14 protein-coding genes and 1 tRNA gene are annotated in these 16,780 nt (G+C 52.7%); 12 read left to right on the plus strand and 3 right to left on the minus strand.

The genetic code is table 11. The features are described 5' to 3' along the window. Positions 1-8 precede the first annotated feature (8 nt). A complete protein-coding gene (gene proS / locus ABJG22_RS10305; RefSeq protein WP_348020140.1) occupies positions 9-1,544 on the plus strand; it encodes a proline--tRNA ligase in 1,536 nt (511 codons plus the stop codon). Continuing rightward, entirely contained in the window at positions 1,544-3,838 is a 2,295-nt protein-coding gene (rnr, locus tag ABJG22_RS10310) for a ribonuclease R (protein ID WP_348020141.1), read from the plus strand. Before proS ends, rnr begins: the two co-directional genes overlap by 1 nt. Before the next feature lie 51 nt (positions 3,839-3,889). Here rnr and ABJG22_RS10315 read toward each other — a convergent pair whose 3' ends face one another. Continuing rightward, entirely contained in the window at positions 3,890-4,345 is a 456-nt protein-coding gene (locus ABJG22_RS10315; protein ID WP_348020142.1) for a universal stress protein, read from the minus strand. Positions 4,346-4,482: 137 nt separating this feature from the next. On the opposite strand from ABJG22_RS10315, the gene ABJG22_RS10320 reads away from it, so the two are divergent. The 4 genes from ABJG22_RS10320 to ABJG22_RS10335 all read left to right on the plus strand — a co-directional run bounded on the left by ABJG22_RS10320 (position 4,483) and on the right by ABJG22_RS10335 (position 10,093). Beyond that, the gene (locus tag ABJG22_RS10320; protein ID WP_348020143.1) at positions 4,483-5,760 is read left to right on the plus strand and encodes a pyruvate dehydrogenase complex dihydrolipoamide acetyltransferase; all 1,278 of its coding nucleotides are present in this window, start codon (positions 4,483-4,485) and stop codon (positions 5,758-5,760) included. A gap of 86 nt (positions 5,761-5,846) precedes the next feature. Then, on the plus strand, positions 5,847-7,244 hold the full coding sequence (lpdA, locus tag ABJG22_RS10325) for a dihydrolipoyl dehydrogenase (protein ID WP_348020144.1): 1,398 nt from the start codon (positions 5,847-5,849) through the stop codon (positions 7,242-7,244). 97 nt (positions 7,245-7,341) lie between these two features. Next, positions 7,342-7,689, plus strand: coding sequence for a hypothetical protein (locus ABJG22_RS10330; protein ID WP_348020145.1), 348 nt, complete (start codon positions 7,342-7,344; stop codon positions 7,687-7,689). 136 nt (positions 7,690-7,825) lie between these two features. Further along, positions 7,826-10,093 (plus strand): adenylate/guanylate cyclase domain-containing protein, encoded by a 2,268-nt coding sequence (locus ABJG22_RS10335; RefSeq protein WP_348020146.1) that lies wholly within the window; start codon positions 7,826-7,828, stop codon positions 10,091-10,093. 3 nt (positions 10,094-10,096) lie between these two features. Here the strand turns inward: ABJG22_RS10335 and ABJG22_RS10340 are convergent, their stop codons facing one another. Together ABJG22_RS10340 and ABJG22_RS10345 are read right to left on the minus strand one after the other, a co-directional pair. Continuing rightward, positions 10,097-10,975 carry a FecR family protein gene (locus ABJG22_RS10340; RefSeq protein WP_348020147.1) on the minus strand — a complete coding sequence of 293 codons (879 nt, stop codon included), beginning with the start codon at positions 10,973-10,975 and terminating at the stop codon, positions 10,097-10,099. Between the two features lie 3 nt (positions 10,976-10,978). After that, positions 10,979-11,353 (minus strand): hypothetical protein, encoded by a 375-nt coding sequence (locus ABJG22_RS10345; protein WP_348020148.1) that lies wholly within the window; start codon positions 11,351-11,353, stop codon positions 10,979-10,981. Positions 11,354-11,561: 208 nt separating this feature from the next. On the opposite strand from ABJG22_RS10345, the gene ABJG22_RS10350 reads away from it, so the two are divergent. The 6 genes from ABJG22_RS10350 to ABJG22_RS10375 all read left to right on the plus strand — a co-directional run bounded on the left by ABJG22_RS10350 (position 11,562) and on the right by ABJG22_RS10375 (position 16,745). After that, positions 11,562-11,651: transfer RNA gene (locus ABJG22_RS10350), tRNA-Ser, on the plus strand. A 230-nt stretch (positions 11,652-11,881) separates the two neighbouring features. Beyond that, positions 11,882-12,913, plus strand: a complete 1,032-nt coding sequence (locus ABJG22_RS10355) for a lytic murein transglycosylase (RefSeq protein WP_348020347.1) — start codon at positions 11,882-11,884, stop codon at positions 12,911-12,913. Beyond that, positions 12,897-13,925: a septal ring lytic transglycosylase RlpA family protein gene (locus tag ABJG22_RS10360; protein ID WP_348020149.1), complete on the plus strand. Its 1,029-nt coding sequence runs from the start codon at positions 12,897-12,899 to the stop codon at positions 13,923-13,925. Before ABJG22_RS10355 ends, ABJG22_RS10360 begins: the two co-directional genes overlap by 17 nt. Positions 13,926-13,963: 38 nt before the next feature. Continuing rightward, complete coding sequence (locus tag ABJG22_RS10365) at positions 13,964-15,106, plus strand: D-alanyl-D-alanine carboxypeptidase family protein (RefSeq protein WP_348020150.1); 1,143 nt, start codon at positions 13,964-13,966, stop codon at positions 15,104-15,106. Next, positions 15,103-15,732: a dTMP kinase gene (tmk, locus tag ABJG22_RS10370; protein WP_348020151.1), complete on the plus strand. Its 630-nt coding sequence runs from the start codon at positions 15,103-15,105 to the stop codon at positions 15,730-15,732. Before ABJG22_RS10365 ends, tmk begins: the two co-directional genes overlap by 4 nt. Beyond that, on the plus strand, positions 15,729-16,745 hold the full coding sequence (locus tag ABJG22_RS10375) for a DNA polymerase III subunit (RefSeq protein WP_348020152.1): 1,017 nt from the start codon (positions 15,729-15,731) through the stop codon (positions 16,743-16,745). Before tmk ends, ABJG22_RS10375 begins: the two co-directional genes overlap by 4 nt. Positions 16,746-16,780 lie beyond the last annotated feature (35 nt).

Raw genomic sequence — 16,780 nt, forward strand, 5'->3', positions numbered from 1 at the left:
TAAACTCAGTGAAGAAAAATGCTCTCTCAATCACCCGCGAAAATGACTTTGCGGGATGGTATCAGCAAGTCGTAACGGAAGCCGATCTTGCCGAAGAATCCGGGGTCCGTGGCAGCATGATCATGCGGCCTTGGGGCTATGGCATCTGGGAGCGGGTGCAGTTTTTGATGGACCAGCGGATCAAAGCCGCCGGTCATGAAAATTGCTATTTCCCACTGTTCATTCCACTCAGCTATTTCGCGAAGGAAGCAGAACATGTGGATGGCTTTGCCAAAGAAATGGCAGTCGTCACACATCACCGTCTGATGAAAAGCGACGATGGTGGTTTGATCGTCGATCCTGATGCAAAATTGGAAGAGCCGCTTGTGGTTCGTCCGACCTCCGAGACGGTGATTGGCACCGCCTTTGCGCGCTGGGTGCAAAGCTGGCGCGATCTTCCGGTGATGATCAACCAATGGGCCAATGTCGTGCGGTGGGAAATGCGGACCCGGATGTTTCTGCGGACCACCGAATTTCTTTGGCAGGAAGGGCATACCGCCCACGCGACCAAAGCCGAGGCGATGGAAGAAACGCTGGAAATTCTGGAACTATATCGGAGTTTCTCCGAAGATGTACTGGCGATGCCAGTGGTCGCTGGTGAAAAGCCGGAGAATGAGCGCTTTCCCGGTGCGGATGCGACCTATTCAATCGAAGCAATGATGCAGGACGGCAAGGCCCTGCAAGCCGGAACCAGTCACTTCCTCGGCCAGACATTCAGCAAAGCGCAAAACATCCGCTATCAGGACAAGGATGGCGAATTTCAATTTGCCTATACGACCAGCTGGGGCACATCGACCCGGATGATCGGTGGCATCATCATGACCCATGGCGATGATGACGGCATGCGGGTTCCACCGCTGATAGCCCCCTATCAGGTGGTGATCGTCCCGATGCTTCGCGACAAGCCAGAAGACGAAGCCGTGCTGGATTATTGCAAGGCTCTCGCGAAGGATATCGGCAAGTTGAAAGCCTTTGATGAAACCGTGCGGGTCAAGCTCGATGTCAGCGGTGCAAAGACGCAGGCCAAACGCTGGTCCTGGGTCAAGAAGGGCGCGCCCATCATATTGGAAATCGGTCCCCGTGATATGGCGGACAATAAAGTTGCCATGATCCGACGCGATGACCTTTATCAAGACAGCGGCAAATTAAACACGCAGTTCCTTGCGAAAGATGCGTTTGTGCCTGAAATTCCAGCGCTGCTCACAAGTATCCAGTCCCAACTGCATGCCGATGCTGATGCGCGGCTTCAGTCCAATATTACCCGTGGCTTCGAACAATGGTCAGACGTGGAACGTTTCTACAAAGAAAATAAGAAACATCCCGGTTGGCTCGAGGTACAATGGTGCAAGGCGACCGGTGAAGAACTGGATGCGATTGAAGAGCGACTGAAGAAACTGAAGCTCACCTTCCGCAACGTACCGGTGAATTCGGCGCCAGCGGAAGGCGAATGTATCTTTACCGGCAAACCTGCTGTTGAACGGATCATCATCGGCAAAGCCTATTAATGGCCGGTCCCAAAAGACCTCATAAACCGAAACAGGTTCCGTCTCGCAAACAGATATTGGAATTTATCGAGCGATCCGAACAGCCCGCGGGCAAACGGGAAATCGCCAAGGCGTTCGGTTTACGAGGTTCGGACAAAATTGCGCTCAAGGCGTTGCTCAAGGATATGGCCGATGAAGGCTTGATCGATAGCACTCCGGGGCGGGCTTTCCACAAAATGGGCGGCGTTCCGAAAGTGACCGTGTTCAAAATTGTCGAGATTGACGGCAATGAAGCAATAGGAATGCCGGAGCGTTGGGAGGCGGACAATGCTCCTGCTCCGAAGATCAGAATCAAAGAAAAGGGCCGCCGCGCCGCGCTCTCGGTCGGAGACCGTATTCTCGCTCGCACTGAAGAGCGGGGGCAAGGCTATATTGCTTTTCTGATGAAGAAGCTGGCCCAGAGCAACGAAATGCTAATGGGCGTGGTCGAGAAAGACGAGCGGGACCGCTATTGGCTTAAGCCGGTCGACCGGAAAATCCGGCGTAGCACTGCAATCATTGATCTGGGCGAGGCGGAGCCCGGCAATCTCGTGCTCGCTGAGCCGGTCAAACGCGGATCTGAAATTAAAGCACGGGTGAAAGATATATTGGGCGACCCGTTTGCACCAAAATCATTCAGCCTGATCGCGATTCATAAATTTGAAATTCCGTTCCATTTTCCGGACGCAGTCACCAAAGAAGCGGAGCAGGCAACCAAATTACCGCTGTCCGAGGATCAGCGTGAAGATTTGCGTCAGGTTCCAATCGTTGCGATCGATCCCGCTGATGCCCGGGATCATGATGACGCGATCTGGGCGGAACCGGATGACAACCCGGATAACAAAGGTGGCTTCAAGGCGATTGTCGCTATTGCCGATGTGTCTTTCTATGTTCGTCCGGGCAGCAAGCTGGACAAAGAAGCCTATAAACGCGGGAATAGCGTCTACTTCCCCGACCGCGTTGTGCCGATGCTTCCGGAGGCTCTGTCTACCGATGTTTGCTCGTTAAAGCAGGACGTTGAGCGCGCCGCGCTGGCCTGTCATTTGACCATTGATGCCAAAGGGCAGGTGATAAAGACACGCTTCACCCGCGCCATCGTCAAATTAGCCGGTAATATTGCCTATGAAGATGCGCAGGCGGCGATTGACGGCAAGATCGAACATCCGTTGAAAACATCGGTGCTTGCACCGCTCTGGGCTTGCTGGAAACTGCTGGCGAAAGCGCGCGATAAACGTGAACCGCTGAATCTCGATATGCCCGAGAAGCGCGTTGTACTGGACGATCAGGGCCGCATAAAAGAAATAGCCATTCGTGAACGACTGGACGCCCATAGGCTGGTCGAAGACTTTATGATCGCGGCCAATGTTGCCGCCGCGAAGATGCTGGAATCCAAGAAATCACCCGTGATATATCGGACCCATGAAGTGCCTTCGCGCGAAAAACTGATTGCCCTGAAAGACTATCTCAAAAGCTTCGATATCAGCTTTGCCATGGGCCAGGTGATCAAACCGTCTGTATTTAACAATCTGATCAAACAGGTCGATGATGAGTTGCTGATGCCGCTGGTCATGGAGCAAATCCTGCGCAGCCAGACCCAAGCCTATTATGGCCATACCAATTTGGGTCATTTCGGCCTGTCACTGGGAAGCTATGCCCATTTCACCAGTCCAATCCGGCGCTACGCCGATCTGATCGTGCATCGCGCGCTGGTCAGCGCCTGCAAGCTTGAACAACCAGCACCGGACAATAATGATATTCCTGAATATTCAGGACTGAGCAAAGACGAAGGCGCGCGGCTAGAACTGATCGCTGAGAAAATCTCTAAGCTGGAACGACGAGCGATGAAGGCGGAATGGGAAACCGTCGACCGTTATATTTCTGCCCATTTGGCAGACCGCGTGGGCGAAGTTGTGAAATGCCGGATCACCGGTGTTCAGAACTTTGGCTTCTTCGCGACGGTCGAGGAGCTTGGTGGCGATGGGCTTGTACCGGTGCGGACATTGGGCGTTGAACGTTTTGATTATGATGAATCGAAACAACAACTCACCGGTATGGACAGCGGAACCAGCTATAATATCGGGCAGAAAATCGAACTGCGTCTGGTTGAAGCAAATGCTGCTACGGGCAGTTTGCTGTTCGAGCTGGCCGAAGGGGCCAACCACATGAAAAGCCGTCCGGCACCTTATCGGCGCGGTAAAGGCAAAACCCATCGAAAGGGGAAAGACGGCCGTCCCCAAAATATCCGTGGCAAGAAGGGTAAAGTCCGGCGAAAGTAATTCTGTATCGGAACAGGCCTATTTTGCGCGCGGGGCCGTCATGGAAACGTCCTAGCTTAGCCGATCAATCTGTTCTTTGGTCAAAGACCCTGGAACGACCATCACGGGGCAGGGCAGCGTCCCTGCCTCAGTTGCGGCGAAATGGCTGACCAATGGTCCAGGTGTGCCGGTCGCGGCTGCGCCCAGCACCAATGCGGCCAGACCATCCACATCACCCATCATTTTGCGGACAACTTTTGGACCTTTGCCTTGTCTAACGGTGATGGAAGGCCGGATTCCCGTTTCGTCGAATAAGGTGCCCGCAGCGCTGGATACAAGGGCTTCAGCGCGACTTTTGGCCTCTTCCTCTAGTGTGGCCTGAACCCCGCCCCAAGCGACAAAGCCTTCGCTTTCCACTAATGCTAGAATATGCAGAGCGCTGTTCGTTTTCATCGCCCGGCGAGAGGCAAAGCGCAACGCAACGCTGGCTTCATCCGTCTCGTCGATCACCACAAGATATGTACGCATGTACTCTCCTACCCCTGTCAGAAACACTTGTTGCGATAAAATTGCGCGCAAGGCAAGCGACTGCCCTTGACGACATTGGCGCAATGTTGGACAGCTTGCAGCGATAACAGGACTTTTTTCAGGAAAGATAACCGGCCATGCCCATCAATCTCCAAATGCCTGCGCTCTCCCCGACGATGGAGGAAGGGACGCTTTCAAAATGGTTGGTAAAGGAGGGCGATACGGTATCATCCGGTGATTTGTTAGCAGAGATTGAAACCGACAAGGCGACGATGGAATTTGAAGCGATTGACGAAGGTGTGATTGCGAAGATCGTTGTCGCCGAGGGCACCGATAATGTGAAAGTCGGAGACGTTATCGCGATTATCGCTGAAGATGGCGAGGAAGTTAGTGATGTGGAGGCCGCTCCTGCGCCAAAAGCAACGGCTAAGCCTGCGGTAAAAGCCCCGACACCTGCACCGGCTTCCAAAGCAGAACCTGCTGCGGCACCCCAAAAAATGGAAGCGGCGGTCGATGGCCGCGTCAAAGCCAGTCCGCTTGCCCGGCGTCTCGCGGAGCAGAAAGGCGTCGATCTGGCTGCTGTTTCTGGTTCCGGGCCTAGTGGGCGGATTGTCAAAGCGGATATCGATTCGGCAAAAGGCGGCACTGCACCCGTTAAAAGCGAAACAGCGACCCCGGTTCCAAGCGCAGCGCCGGCACCAACGGCAACATCGGGCGATTTCGATATCCCGCACAGTACGGAAAAACTGTCCGGTATGCGCAAGACGATCGCGCGCAGGCTAACGGAAGCAAAACAGACCATCCCGCATATCTATCTCACGGTAGACATAGAATTGGACAAGCTGTTAAAGTTGCGCGGCGAACTCAACAAGTCGCTAGAGCCACGCGGCATTAAACTGTCCGTCAATGATCTGTTGATCAAGGCCTTGGCCGTTGCATTGGTGCAGGTACCAAAATGCAATGTTTCAATTGATGGCGATCAACTCAAAACATTTGAACGCGCCGATATTTCGGTCGCCGTGAGCATACCCGGCGGTTTGATTACCCCGATTGTGACATCCGCGGACAGCAAATCGCTCAGCCAGATCAGCACCGAGATGGGCGACCTCGCCGAGCGAGCAAAAGCGGGCAAACTCAAGATGCACGAATATCAGGGCGGTACCGCTAGTATTTCGAACATGGGTATGTTCGGGATCAAGAATTTCGATGCGGTCATCAATCCGCCACAAGCGATGATCATGGCCATCGGGGCAGGGCAGAAGCGTCCGCATGTCATTGATGACAGCCTACAGATCGCCACTATCATGAGTGCAACCGGTAGCTTTGACCATCGCGCGATTGATGGCGCCGATGGCGCGCAACTGATGAAAGTGTTCAAAGAGCTTTGCGAAAATCCGTTGGGGATGTTGGCTTAGCTTGAACCTTTAACCAATCCAAAAACTTGGACCACTTCCTTCTCGGGCCTCTCCGTCACCGCGAGAGAAAATAACAAGGGATTACAATGTCTAAATCTTATGACCTCATCGTTCTCGGTTCCGGTCCCGGCGGTTATGTTGCCGCGATCCGCGCTTCGCAGCTGGGCCTGAAAACTGCCATCGTCGAACGAGAAAATCTTGGTGGGATATGTCTCAACTGGGGTTGTATCCCGACCAAGGCGATGCTGCGTTCAGCGGAAGTGTTCCACAATATGAAACATGCGGCCGACTATGGTCTCGTCGCGGAGAAGATCAGTGCCGATCTAGATGCCATCGTCAAACGCTCACGCGGTGTTGCGAAGCAGCTTAATCAGGGTGTCACCGGCCTGATGAAGAAAAACAAAATTGATGTGGTCATGGGCGATGGGACGATCACTGCGCCGGGTAAGCTGGCGGTCAAGACGGCCAAGGGCGAGGAAGAGCTTTCTGCCAAGAATATCATTATTGCGACAGGCGCTCGTGCCCGTGATCTTCCTTTCGCAAAGGCTGACGGCAAACGGATATGGACTTATCGTCACGCCATGACGCCGCCGGAAATGCCGAGCAAATTGCTGGTCATCGGTTCTGGCGCCATCGGGATCGAATTTGCGAGCTTCTATAATGATATCGGTGTCGATGTTACCGTCGTCGAAATGCTCGACCGGGTTGTTCCGGTAGAGGATGAGGAAATCTCCAAATTCCTTGAAAAGTCCCTGAAAAAACAGGGAATGACGATCATGACTGGTGCCGGCGTGAAGAGCATTGATGCCGGCGATAAAGGCGTCAAGGCGGACATAGAGGACAGTAAAGGCAAGATAGAAAGCCATGATTTCAGTCATGTCATTGTCGCTGTCGGTATCCAGCCCAACATTGAAACCATTGGCCTTGATCAGCTCGGTGTCGAACCGGACGAACGCTATCATATCAAGACCGACGAATATTGCCGGACGAATATCGACGGCATTTACGCTATTGGTGACTGTACTGCTGGCCCTTGGTTGGCGCATAAAGCGAGTCATGAAGGCGTCATCGCTGCCGAAACAATCGCAGGTGGCCATCCTCATGCGATGGATGTGAATAATATTCCCGGTTGTACCTATTGCCACCCGCAAATCGCCAGCGTCGGACTTACCGAAGCGAAGGCGAAAGATGCCGGTTATGACGTCAAAGTCGGAAAATTCCCGTTCATCGGCAATGGCAAAGCTATTGCTTTGGGCGAGACCGATGGTTTCATCAAAACGGTGTTCGACGCGAAAACCGGCGAGTTGCTTGGCGCACATATGATTGGAGCAGAAGTCACCGAACTGATCCAAGGCTATACCGTAGGCAAGACGCTGGAAACGACCGAAGCAGAATTGATGAATACGGTTTTCCCGCATCCAACGCTTAGCGAAATGATGCACGAAAGTGTGCTCGATGCCTATGGCCGTGTTTTGCATATGTGAAGGGCCGAAATCTATTCGGAACAAGGGAATGTTAAATCTACTACGCTTTCAGAAACCAATCATGCTATAGAGAGCTTTCATTTGGGGAGTGATAGTCATGATTGCATTTTTGAGTATTGCCTTGTTCACCACTGCATCAACCGCGGTAATCGCTGATGCGGAGAGCATGCGGATTGAATATTCCAACTGCCTGGTAGAATTTACAATGGTTCAACTTGACGCCAAAATAGGCACCAGCGCTTTCAAAGATGCTGCGAGTGCGGTCTGTACCGCAGAACGTGAAGCCATGATTGCTGCGATGGAAAAGGATGAGTTGGAATTTGGCAGTTCGGAAAGCGAGGCGACTGCCTACGCAACCGAAGAAGCGGACGGCGTGCTTTTTGCCTTCACCGACAGCTATGCAGGATATGCTAGCTCCAATACACGTCCCGTGAAGGAAGAGTAGCAGCGCAAACCGCAATATTGTCGGCATAATTTGCTACAAGAAAACAGCGGAGTGTAGAGTATCCGCACCTGTAACATCCGGTCCGATTTCTCGTGACGCCTTGCAGTTTGGGGGTGAGTGAGGCAATCGATAGTATATGGCTTCACAGATCAACAATCGGACGGGATCGATCCGGCAGCGTCTAAAACTGCTGCAACCCGGCCCGATGATCAGCGGGCTTTTAATTGTGTTTGCCGTTGCGGCGTTACAATTTGCGGCGATTCCCGGTTTTGAACGGCTCGGGCTGATGGTGTTCGATATCTATCAAAGCGCTGCACCACGTTCATACGAAGACGCTGGTGTCCGTATCATAGACATTGACGAGGAATCGATCGAAAAACTGGGTCAGTGGCCCTGGCCTAGGACGGAGATCGCGCGTTTAACGCAGACGCTTTCTGACGCTGGCGCCGCGGCAATTGCCTTCGACATAGTATTTTCGGAACCTGATCGGACATCGCCCAGCCAAATCGCCGCACGGATTCCTGACGACGAAGGCAATGATGCACTTATTGAGTCATTAGCGAGTCTGCCCGACCATGATTCGATACTGGCGGACAGTTTTGCATTGGCACCGGTGGTCAACGGCTTCTTTTTGCTAAAGGAAGACCGCGGCAAAGCGATTGAGCTACCCTCTGGCATGGCTATCTTGGGATCATCGCCGACCGTGGAGGTGGAGCCCTATCGCGGTTCGGTGCAATCATTGCCGGAGCTCAATCAAGCGTCTGCTGGGCTAGGTTCGTTAAGCATTGTCGGAGATGCTGATGGAGTATTGCGCAGAGCGCCGCTGGTTTTTCTCCATAAAAATGAGTTGGTGCCATCGCTCTCGTTAGAGGCGTTGCGCGTAGCGCAAGGAGCTGATTCCATATTGGTCAAAACCAGCGATGGCAGCGGAGAAACGACCAGTGCTCCCGGGGCACTCGTCAATCTAAGGGTCGGCGCGTTTGAAGTGCCAACCACCGCTGCTGGTGAATTGTGGATGCACTTTAGCGAGCCTGCCCCGGAGCGCACTATTCCAGCTTGGAGATTACTCTCAAACGAAATGTCAGCAGCGGAATTGCAACATTCGGTTGAAGGACAAATCATGTTCATTGGCGCGAGCGCCACAGGGTTACGGGATCTGGTTACAACGCCGCAGAGCGATAACGAGCCGGGTGTAACGGTTCATGCGCAGGCCGCCGAACAGATCATCTTGGGAAAGTTTTTGACGCGTCCTGATTGGGCACGGGGATTAGAGCTCTTTTTGATTATCCTGTTGGGTGGGGCGTTAGCCATCCTGTTACCCAATATGGGCGCTCTTGTAGGCGCGGGCATCGGAATGATCATGACAATCGGGGTTGCTGTTGGAAGTTTGCTTGCATTTGATCAATTACAATATCTGTTGGATCCGACTTGGCCGATCGTCGCCTTGGCATTTGTATATGCGGTTCAGACCCTGCTTAGTTTCCGCGAAGAAGAACAGCAGCGAGCCTATATCCATACCGCATTTGACCGGTATCTTTCACCAGAAATGGTCCGGCAGATCGCGGCAAATCCAGAACGATTGCAATTGGGCGGCGAAGAGCGGGAGATGACGGTTCTATTCTGCGATATTCGAGGCTTCTCGCGGATATCGGAGCAATATGAACCGAAGGAGGTAATTAACTTCCTGACCGGCTTTCTAACCCCGATGTGTGATATTTTGCTCGAGAGCAAGGCGACCGTCGACAAGTTTATTGGCGATGCAGTTTTGGCTTTCTGGAACGCGCCGCTTGATGACCCCGATCAATTTCGCAACGGTGCGCGTGCGGCACTAGATATGGTGGACAGTCTTGAGAAATTGAACGTTTCAATGCCGAGTAAGCCAGGCCAAGTTTGGCCGCCTGAGGTCAAAATCGGGATCGGAATGAACGCCGGGCTATGTTGCGTCGGCAATATGGGGTCGCAGCAACGTTTATCCTATTCTTTGATAGGCGACACTGTGAATATCGCGTCGAGGTTTGAAGGTCTTACCAAGCAATATGGCGTTAAAATCATGATCGGCAGCGCTCTAGCAGATCAGTTGGAAGGGTTTGCTTTGCTCGAACTAGACCAAGTGAAGGTGGTCGGACGTGATGCACCAGATACCGTGTTTGCGTTGCTTGGTGATGAGCAAATGCACGATGATCCCGCATTTACGAGACTGCAAAAACACCATCAGGCGTTTCTTCAAGCCTATCGCGAACAGAGCTGGAGCGAGGCAAGCAATCTGCTAAACCAATATGAAGCGAACTATCAGGATAACGACATGTCATTGCTTGCGGATATGTACCGCCAACGGATCGGTGAGCTATCCGAAAAGCCAATCAGGAGCGGCTGGGATGGCGTCTATGCGGCAACTCAAAAATAGCGACTAGCAAGCACCTGCGGCGTTAGGGCCAACACATCTATCGCCTCCATCGTCACCTCCGGATCCCGGTAGCAACAGTCCTAGTCCAATGCCGATAGCCGCCGCAGGGAGCAGTTTATTCAATAGACTGCTTTTATTCGCATTGGTCACCCGCGGGGCCAATAGATCTTGCAATTTGGATAGACCATTTGCTGATAGCAGGAAAGGGCCAATAGGTTCTGCGCCTGGCTCTGGAATATAAGCCGCCAAAATAGGCTGATCGAGCCTGACCGTTCTTCCCGCTGCGCTAACATCAACCAGCCCAACGTCAAGATCCCCGCTTCGGTTTGGCCCCGGTCCACGCAGAACGACCAAGGTCGCTGTATCCTTGTCACTTTCTACACCATCCAAAAATGGTTCGTTTTTGGCAATTTTCACCGCTTCTTTACCGACGACACCATCTACTGCGGTACCACGAATACCGATAGTACCAACAGATGACTGCACCGAGGCAGACGATTTTTTGGTCTTGCGGCCGGACATGAATCGAAAAGCGCCCTTACTAACGGTTGCTCCCAATGATCGCTCTTTTGTCGGATCATAGACAAAACGATTGATGACGAGCCGGGCGTTGGACCCGATTGTCAGCGTTGATCGGTCAAGCAATAATATCTGCAACTTGCTCTTACCTTTGGTGGTCAGAGTATCGCCCCATGCGAGTCGTTGGCGTCGGGGTATTTTGATTGGTTTTTTGATGGCCGTATTGCTTCTGCGGACATCGCCAACCACCGTTGCCGCTATCCCGACCTGTACCGGCGCGGAGGCCGCGGGGGTCATCGCACATAGCAATATAACGAGCCCGAACATCAATGTTTTGACCGGAGAGGCGTGAAATGAAGACATAGCCTATTCCTTCTCTGCCAGAGGACATATCTTCATGACATCAGCCCATAGCTGCTCGGTAAAACTCTTTTCCTTCAACTTTCCGATTTCCACGGCGCCACCGAGTTGGTCATCTATAGAGCATAGATAGGCAGCATGAAGCAGGCGTGCCGGATCGGATTTCGGATGGAGCGCCAATACGCGTTCGAGCGTCCCAATAGCTTCTAGAAATTCACCCCGCGTCGCTTGCTCTTGTGCGAATAAGATGCCTTTTTGTTCGTCAACGGCAACCTCAGCCATTGTATCTAACTCTTCAAGATTCTGTGCATAAACAATGGTACTAGGCTGTGTCGCTATGATGAACGAGATCGCTAAATAGTTGATATATTTACTTGGCAAGAACCGGGCTCCCTTTTTTTACACTTTGAAATCTAGCATATATTCAAAGGGCTCACAAACCGATGCTTCTATTCAAGTTCGAAAATGGCCAGCCCAAAAGATGCAAATGGCAGAGAGTCTGTATTTCAGCAGTGCCTCAGATCACAGAATTATCTCTACAAAGATTTGTTGCATCAAAAACGCGGCGCGTATAATGCATCGCCCGTGAGGTGCGTTGGCAGAGTGGTCGAATGCAGTGGTCTTGAAAACCACCGAGCTAGCGATAGTTCCTAGGGTTCGAATCCCTAACGCACCTCCACTTTAAACACTCCAACAATCTGAATTGTTTCGGTGCTCGGAATTGATGCGCCGCTCATCCGCTTCGTTGGACTTGATCCTGTTAGGGATTGGGGAGCGGATTTCGTCATAAAATTTCGTTCTACCGGCAATTTTAGGGCAAGAGGTTACATCTGCGGGTTATTTAGAGATTCCCCTCAGACTCGCTTTGTGCGACAACGTATGGACGAAAAGGAACCATTCATGCGTATCATGACCGCTTTAGCCTGCGGCGCTCTTGCATTGTTCAGCACGAGCACCGTTGTGCCCCTAGAAAATGTCCAAGCACAGGGCAGCTCGAGCTTTCAATCCTATTTGCAGGAGGTTCGCCAAAAAGCCTTGAAAGATGGAGTGCGTACAAAGACTCTGGACCAGGTTTTGCCAGGCCTGACCTATAACCCCAAGGTGATCAGGCTGGATCGGTCCCAACCGGGGGGAGCGCCCAATAGCGCTATCCCGCCGTTTGCGCCTTATCAAAAACGGCATATCACGACCCAGAGAATTCAGAACGGGAAGGCCGCCTATCGTCGTCTGATTAGCAAGTTGGTCGACGTCGAGCGCGAAACCGGTGTGCCGGGGCCGATCATCATGGCCATCTATGGAAAAGAAACAAATTACGGATCCTACACCGGTAATTTCGATATTCCGCGCTCGCTCGCAACCTTGGCCTACGAAGGGCGGCGGCGGAGCTTGTTTGAAACGGAATTGCTTGCTGTATTAAAGCTAATCGACAACGGAGTCCCGCAATCGGCACTCAAAGGCAGCTGGGCAGGGGCCATGGGTAAGCCGCAATTTTTGCCGTCTGTTTATCTGAGGCTGGCCAAAGACGGGAATGGAGACGGATATGCGGATATCTGGAAAAGCGAATTTGACGCCGTAGCATCGATTGCCAATTATTTTGTCAATTCCGGCTGGCGTCGGGGAGAGCCGTGGGGGATTGCGGTCAATGTTCCATCCTCGCTCGATCGTTTGTCCGTTAAAAGCAAAATCAAACCAACCCGGTGCCCACGCGTCTTTGGCCGTCATAGCCAGTGGAAAACAATGGCAGAGTGGCGCGCGCTTGGGGTTGTGCCGGCCACCGGCAAGAGGCTAGACGAGAATGTGATGGCAACTTTGCTGGAACCCGATGGGCCTGGCAAAAGGGCCTATCTACTGACCGGCAACTATCGTGTCATATTGGATTACAATTGTTCGAACTTTTATGGGCTAGCAGTGGGGTTATTGGCGGATGAGATACGCAGTTAAACTAGGAATATTATCGACCGCAACCTTGGCTCTGGCGGGGTGTAGCGGATCGCGGGATTTTGGTCAGTTCCCCAACGGACTGCCCGCGCCAAGCAGCGCTGGACAGCCTGCAGGATCGGCAGCCGTTTCTGACTATCCTCAAAAAATCGGCGAGCCCTATAAGATTGGCGGCAAGACCTACACGCCCAAAGATATTCCCGGCTATGATGAAGTGGGCTATGCGAGTTGGTATGGAGAAGAACTGGCGGGTAACAAAACAGCCAATGGCGAGATATTTAATCCTCAGGGTATTTCAGCAGCCCATAAAACATTGCCGCTCCCTTCCTATTTAGAGGTTACCGCACTGGAAACAGGCCGCACAATATTGGTTCGAGTCAACGACCGCGGGCCTTTTGTGAACGACCGGTTGATAGATTTATCCCATGGAGCAGCGAAGCAGCTCGGGATCGTCGAAAATGGTGTCAGCGGCGTCCGTGTCCGGAAAGTCAATCCGAACGAACAGGAGCGGGCAGTGCTGCGTGCGGGTTCCGCTGTTGGCGAACGTATTAGAACACCAGATTCACTCCTTGCAATCTTGCGGAAAAATCTAGCGAAGGTTCCGCAGCCCGTTGCGCCCATCCGCCAGGCGGCGGCACCGGTACAATCACCCCAACCATCCAAAACTTCCAATTCAACGCCTTCCGCAGCCCCGCAACTGGGTGGAATGCGAGATGGTCGATTCATTGTCGAAAATAGTGGCGGCGGTCCCGCGATCGTTCAAAACGTCGAGAGGAACAGCTCTGCCAACGGTTTGGCAGGGGGATATGTTGTTCAAGTTGCGGCCTTTGGCGATAAATCACGAGCAGACACGCTAGCGCAGAAAATTGGCGCCAAAGTTATGTCGGATGCAACCGGCTCGATCTGGCGCGTAAGATATGGCCCCTATTCTACTGAGCAAGATGCGCGAGTAGGGCTGGCACAGGCAGAGAGCCGTGGCTATAGAGGGGCCAGAATCTTGAGGGCAGGCAAATAGCTTTCACCACGAAATATTGATCGGGAATCTTGGTCTAAATGAAAAACTATATTCTGGCATCACTGCCTTTCATCGCCTTGTCTTCCGCCGTTCTTGCGGCACCTAGTTTTGATACCGATGCACCAATCGCCTATATGACGGACCTGTCTTCGGGTGCGACATTGTTCGAGAAAAATGCGGACAAACAGATACCGCCGGCGTCGATGGCCAAGATGATGACAGTCTATGTCGCGTTTGACTTGATCGAAAAAGGAAAGCTCGACCTCGACGACAAGTTTCGCGTGAATGAAGCGACTTGGAAAAAGTGGAACAACCAAGGCTCGACGATGTTTCTCGGTCTGGGGGATGAGGTCAGCGTAAAGGATTTGCTGCACGGCATCGTTACCCTCTCCGGCAATGACGCCTGTGTGGTTCTAGCAGAAGGCATTGCTGGCACCGAGCAAGCCTTTGTCGCGCTGATGAACAAGAGCGCCAAAGAGCTGGGCATGTCGAAAAGCCGCTTTGGCAACAGCAACGGCTGGCCGGATGAAGGCCGGACTATGGTAACCGCGCGTGATTTGGCCAATCTGGGTTCCTCGACGGTCCGGAATTTTCCGGAATTATATGATGATTTCTACGGACAGGACTCGTTTACGTGGAATGGTATCAAGCAATCCAATCGCAACCCGTTAATAGGGAAAGTGGCCGGGTCCGACGGATTGAAAACCGGCCATACGGAAGAGGCGGGCTATGGCTTCGCCGGTTCAGCCGAACAAAAAGGCAGGCGACTGGTATCCGTTCTCGCCGGGCTCGATAGCTATGCAGGGCGTATCGAACAATCGATCCGGTTCATGAACTGGGGTTTCAATGCCTGGGAACCCAAAAAGCTATTCGATAAAGGCACCAAAATTCAGACGGCTGAAGTGCAATTGGGCGATAGTTCCACTGTTGCCCTTGTTGCGCCTAGAGATCTTTTTGTGACCATTCCTAAAGCTACAGATGGCAAAATGTCGATGAAGGTGACCTATGATGGTCCAATCAAGGCCCCGATTGTAAAGGGGCAGCCGATTGCCACATTGGTCATTACGACCGCTGATGCCGGCGAACAGGCTGTGCCCCTTGTTGCTGGTGACGATGTCGGTGAAGCCGGTTTCTTCAACCGTGTTTGGGCCGGATTGAAATCCTTGCTCGGATTGGCGTGACCCGAGGTCGTTTCATCAGCCTCGAAGGCGGGGAGGGGACAGGTAAATCCACCCAAGCCAAAGCGCTGGCCGATGCGCTCGAAATACGCGGGTTTAAGGTGCATGTCACACGAGAACCCGGAGGCACTCCAGGGGCGGAAACAATCCGGGACCTTTTGTTAAGTGGCTCCGATGAAAAATGGGATATGCGGACCGAAGCGGTCTTGTTCGCCGCGGCACGCGCCGAACATTGCGCCAAATTGATCCGCCCAGCATTGGCGCGAGGTGAATGGGTGATTAGCGATCGTTTCATCGACAGCAGCCGTGCCTATCAAAGCGTGAATGGCGAGCTCAGTGACGACGAGATCATGGATCTGCATCGCGTGGGAAGCAATAATCTCATGCCAGACCGGACATTTATACTCGATCTACCGGAAGCCGTCGCATCGAAACGGGCAGCGGCCAGAGATCGCGGAACCAGCGATCGGATTGGGGGTAGGGACAGTGACTATCATCAAGCCGTTATGGCGAATTTCCGTCAGTTTGCGAATGATGAACCGGAAAGGGTCCACCTGATCGATGCGTCGGATGTTGCAGAACGTATTACCGAGAATCTAGTCACTAAGCTTGGCGACTTGATGTCATGACGTCATATTTGGGCCACGAGAAACCGGAACAGATATTCCGTCAGTCGCTTGCAAAAGACAAACTCCACCATGCATGGATTCTGGCGGGCGACAAAGGGCTAGGCAAGGCCACTTTTGCACAACAAGCGGCTCATTTTCTCTTGAATTCCCGCAATCAACCGTCAGGTTTTTGCGAGGTTCAGGACAATGAAGCCGGACATCTTCTGACCGCCGGCTCCCACCCGGACTTCCGATTGCTTCGTCGTGGTGCCAAGGGGGACAAGGAAGAGCGAAAGGCGCGCGACAATGGTTTTGATGCGCTGGATGAGCATGAACTGGCACGCAATATCAAAGTAGACCAAATCCGCGATCTACAACCGCTATTCCAGAATCAGGCATCGATCTCGGAATATCGGGTCGTCGTGATCGACTCCGCCGATGATTTAGAACGTGCCGGAGCCAATGCGATCCTGAAGAACTTGGAAGAGCCGCCTAAAAATACGATCTTTTTTCTGATCAGCCATATGCCCGACAGGCTGCTGCCAACCATCCGTTCCCGGTGCCAGATATTGCGCTTCGATCCGTTGAGCGACACAGATATGCGCGGTCTTTTAAAAAAAGCCGCTCCAAAGTTGGGAGAGGCAGATCTGGAGGCGCTTGTCCTCGCTGGCGAAGGATCGCCGGGACGTGCCTTTCAATATATTGAGGTCGGTCTTGCCGAGCTTGAGGAGATTGCACGACAAATCATCAAATCCGGCGACAAGGATAATAGTTTGAAGAGCGAATTGGCGCGTAAGCTGGCTTTAAAAGCCGCAACGCCCCGATATCGCGCCTTCCTGGAACGGGCGCCCAGCCTGATTGCCGAACAGATCAAGTCATCCGAGCTTCCATGTTCCATGCAAACCATTGAAAAATGGAGAGAAGCCAGAGAATTAGCGACTGCGGCACTCCCCAAAGCCTTGGATAATCAGGCGGTAATATTCCGACTGGCTAGCTTAATGGGTGGGCTAGCGCCTTCCGGACGAGTAAAATAGAGATTTTCGCTGTTTACAAGAGCCGCCAATCCATC

Origin of the sequence: Parasphingorhabdus sp. (genome assembly GCF_039939955.1) — a bacterium.
Classification (GTDB): domain Bacteria; phylum Pseudomonadota; class Alphaproteobacteria; order Sphingomonadales; family Sphingomonadaceae; genus Parasphingorhabdus.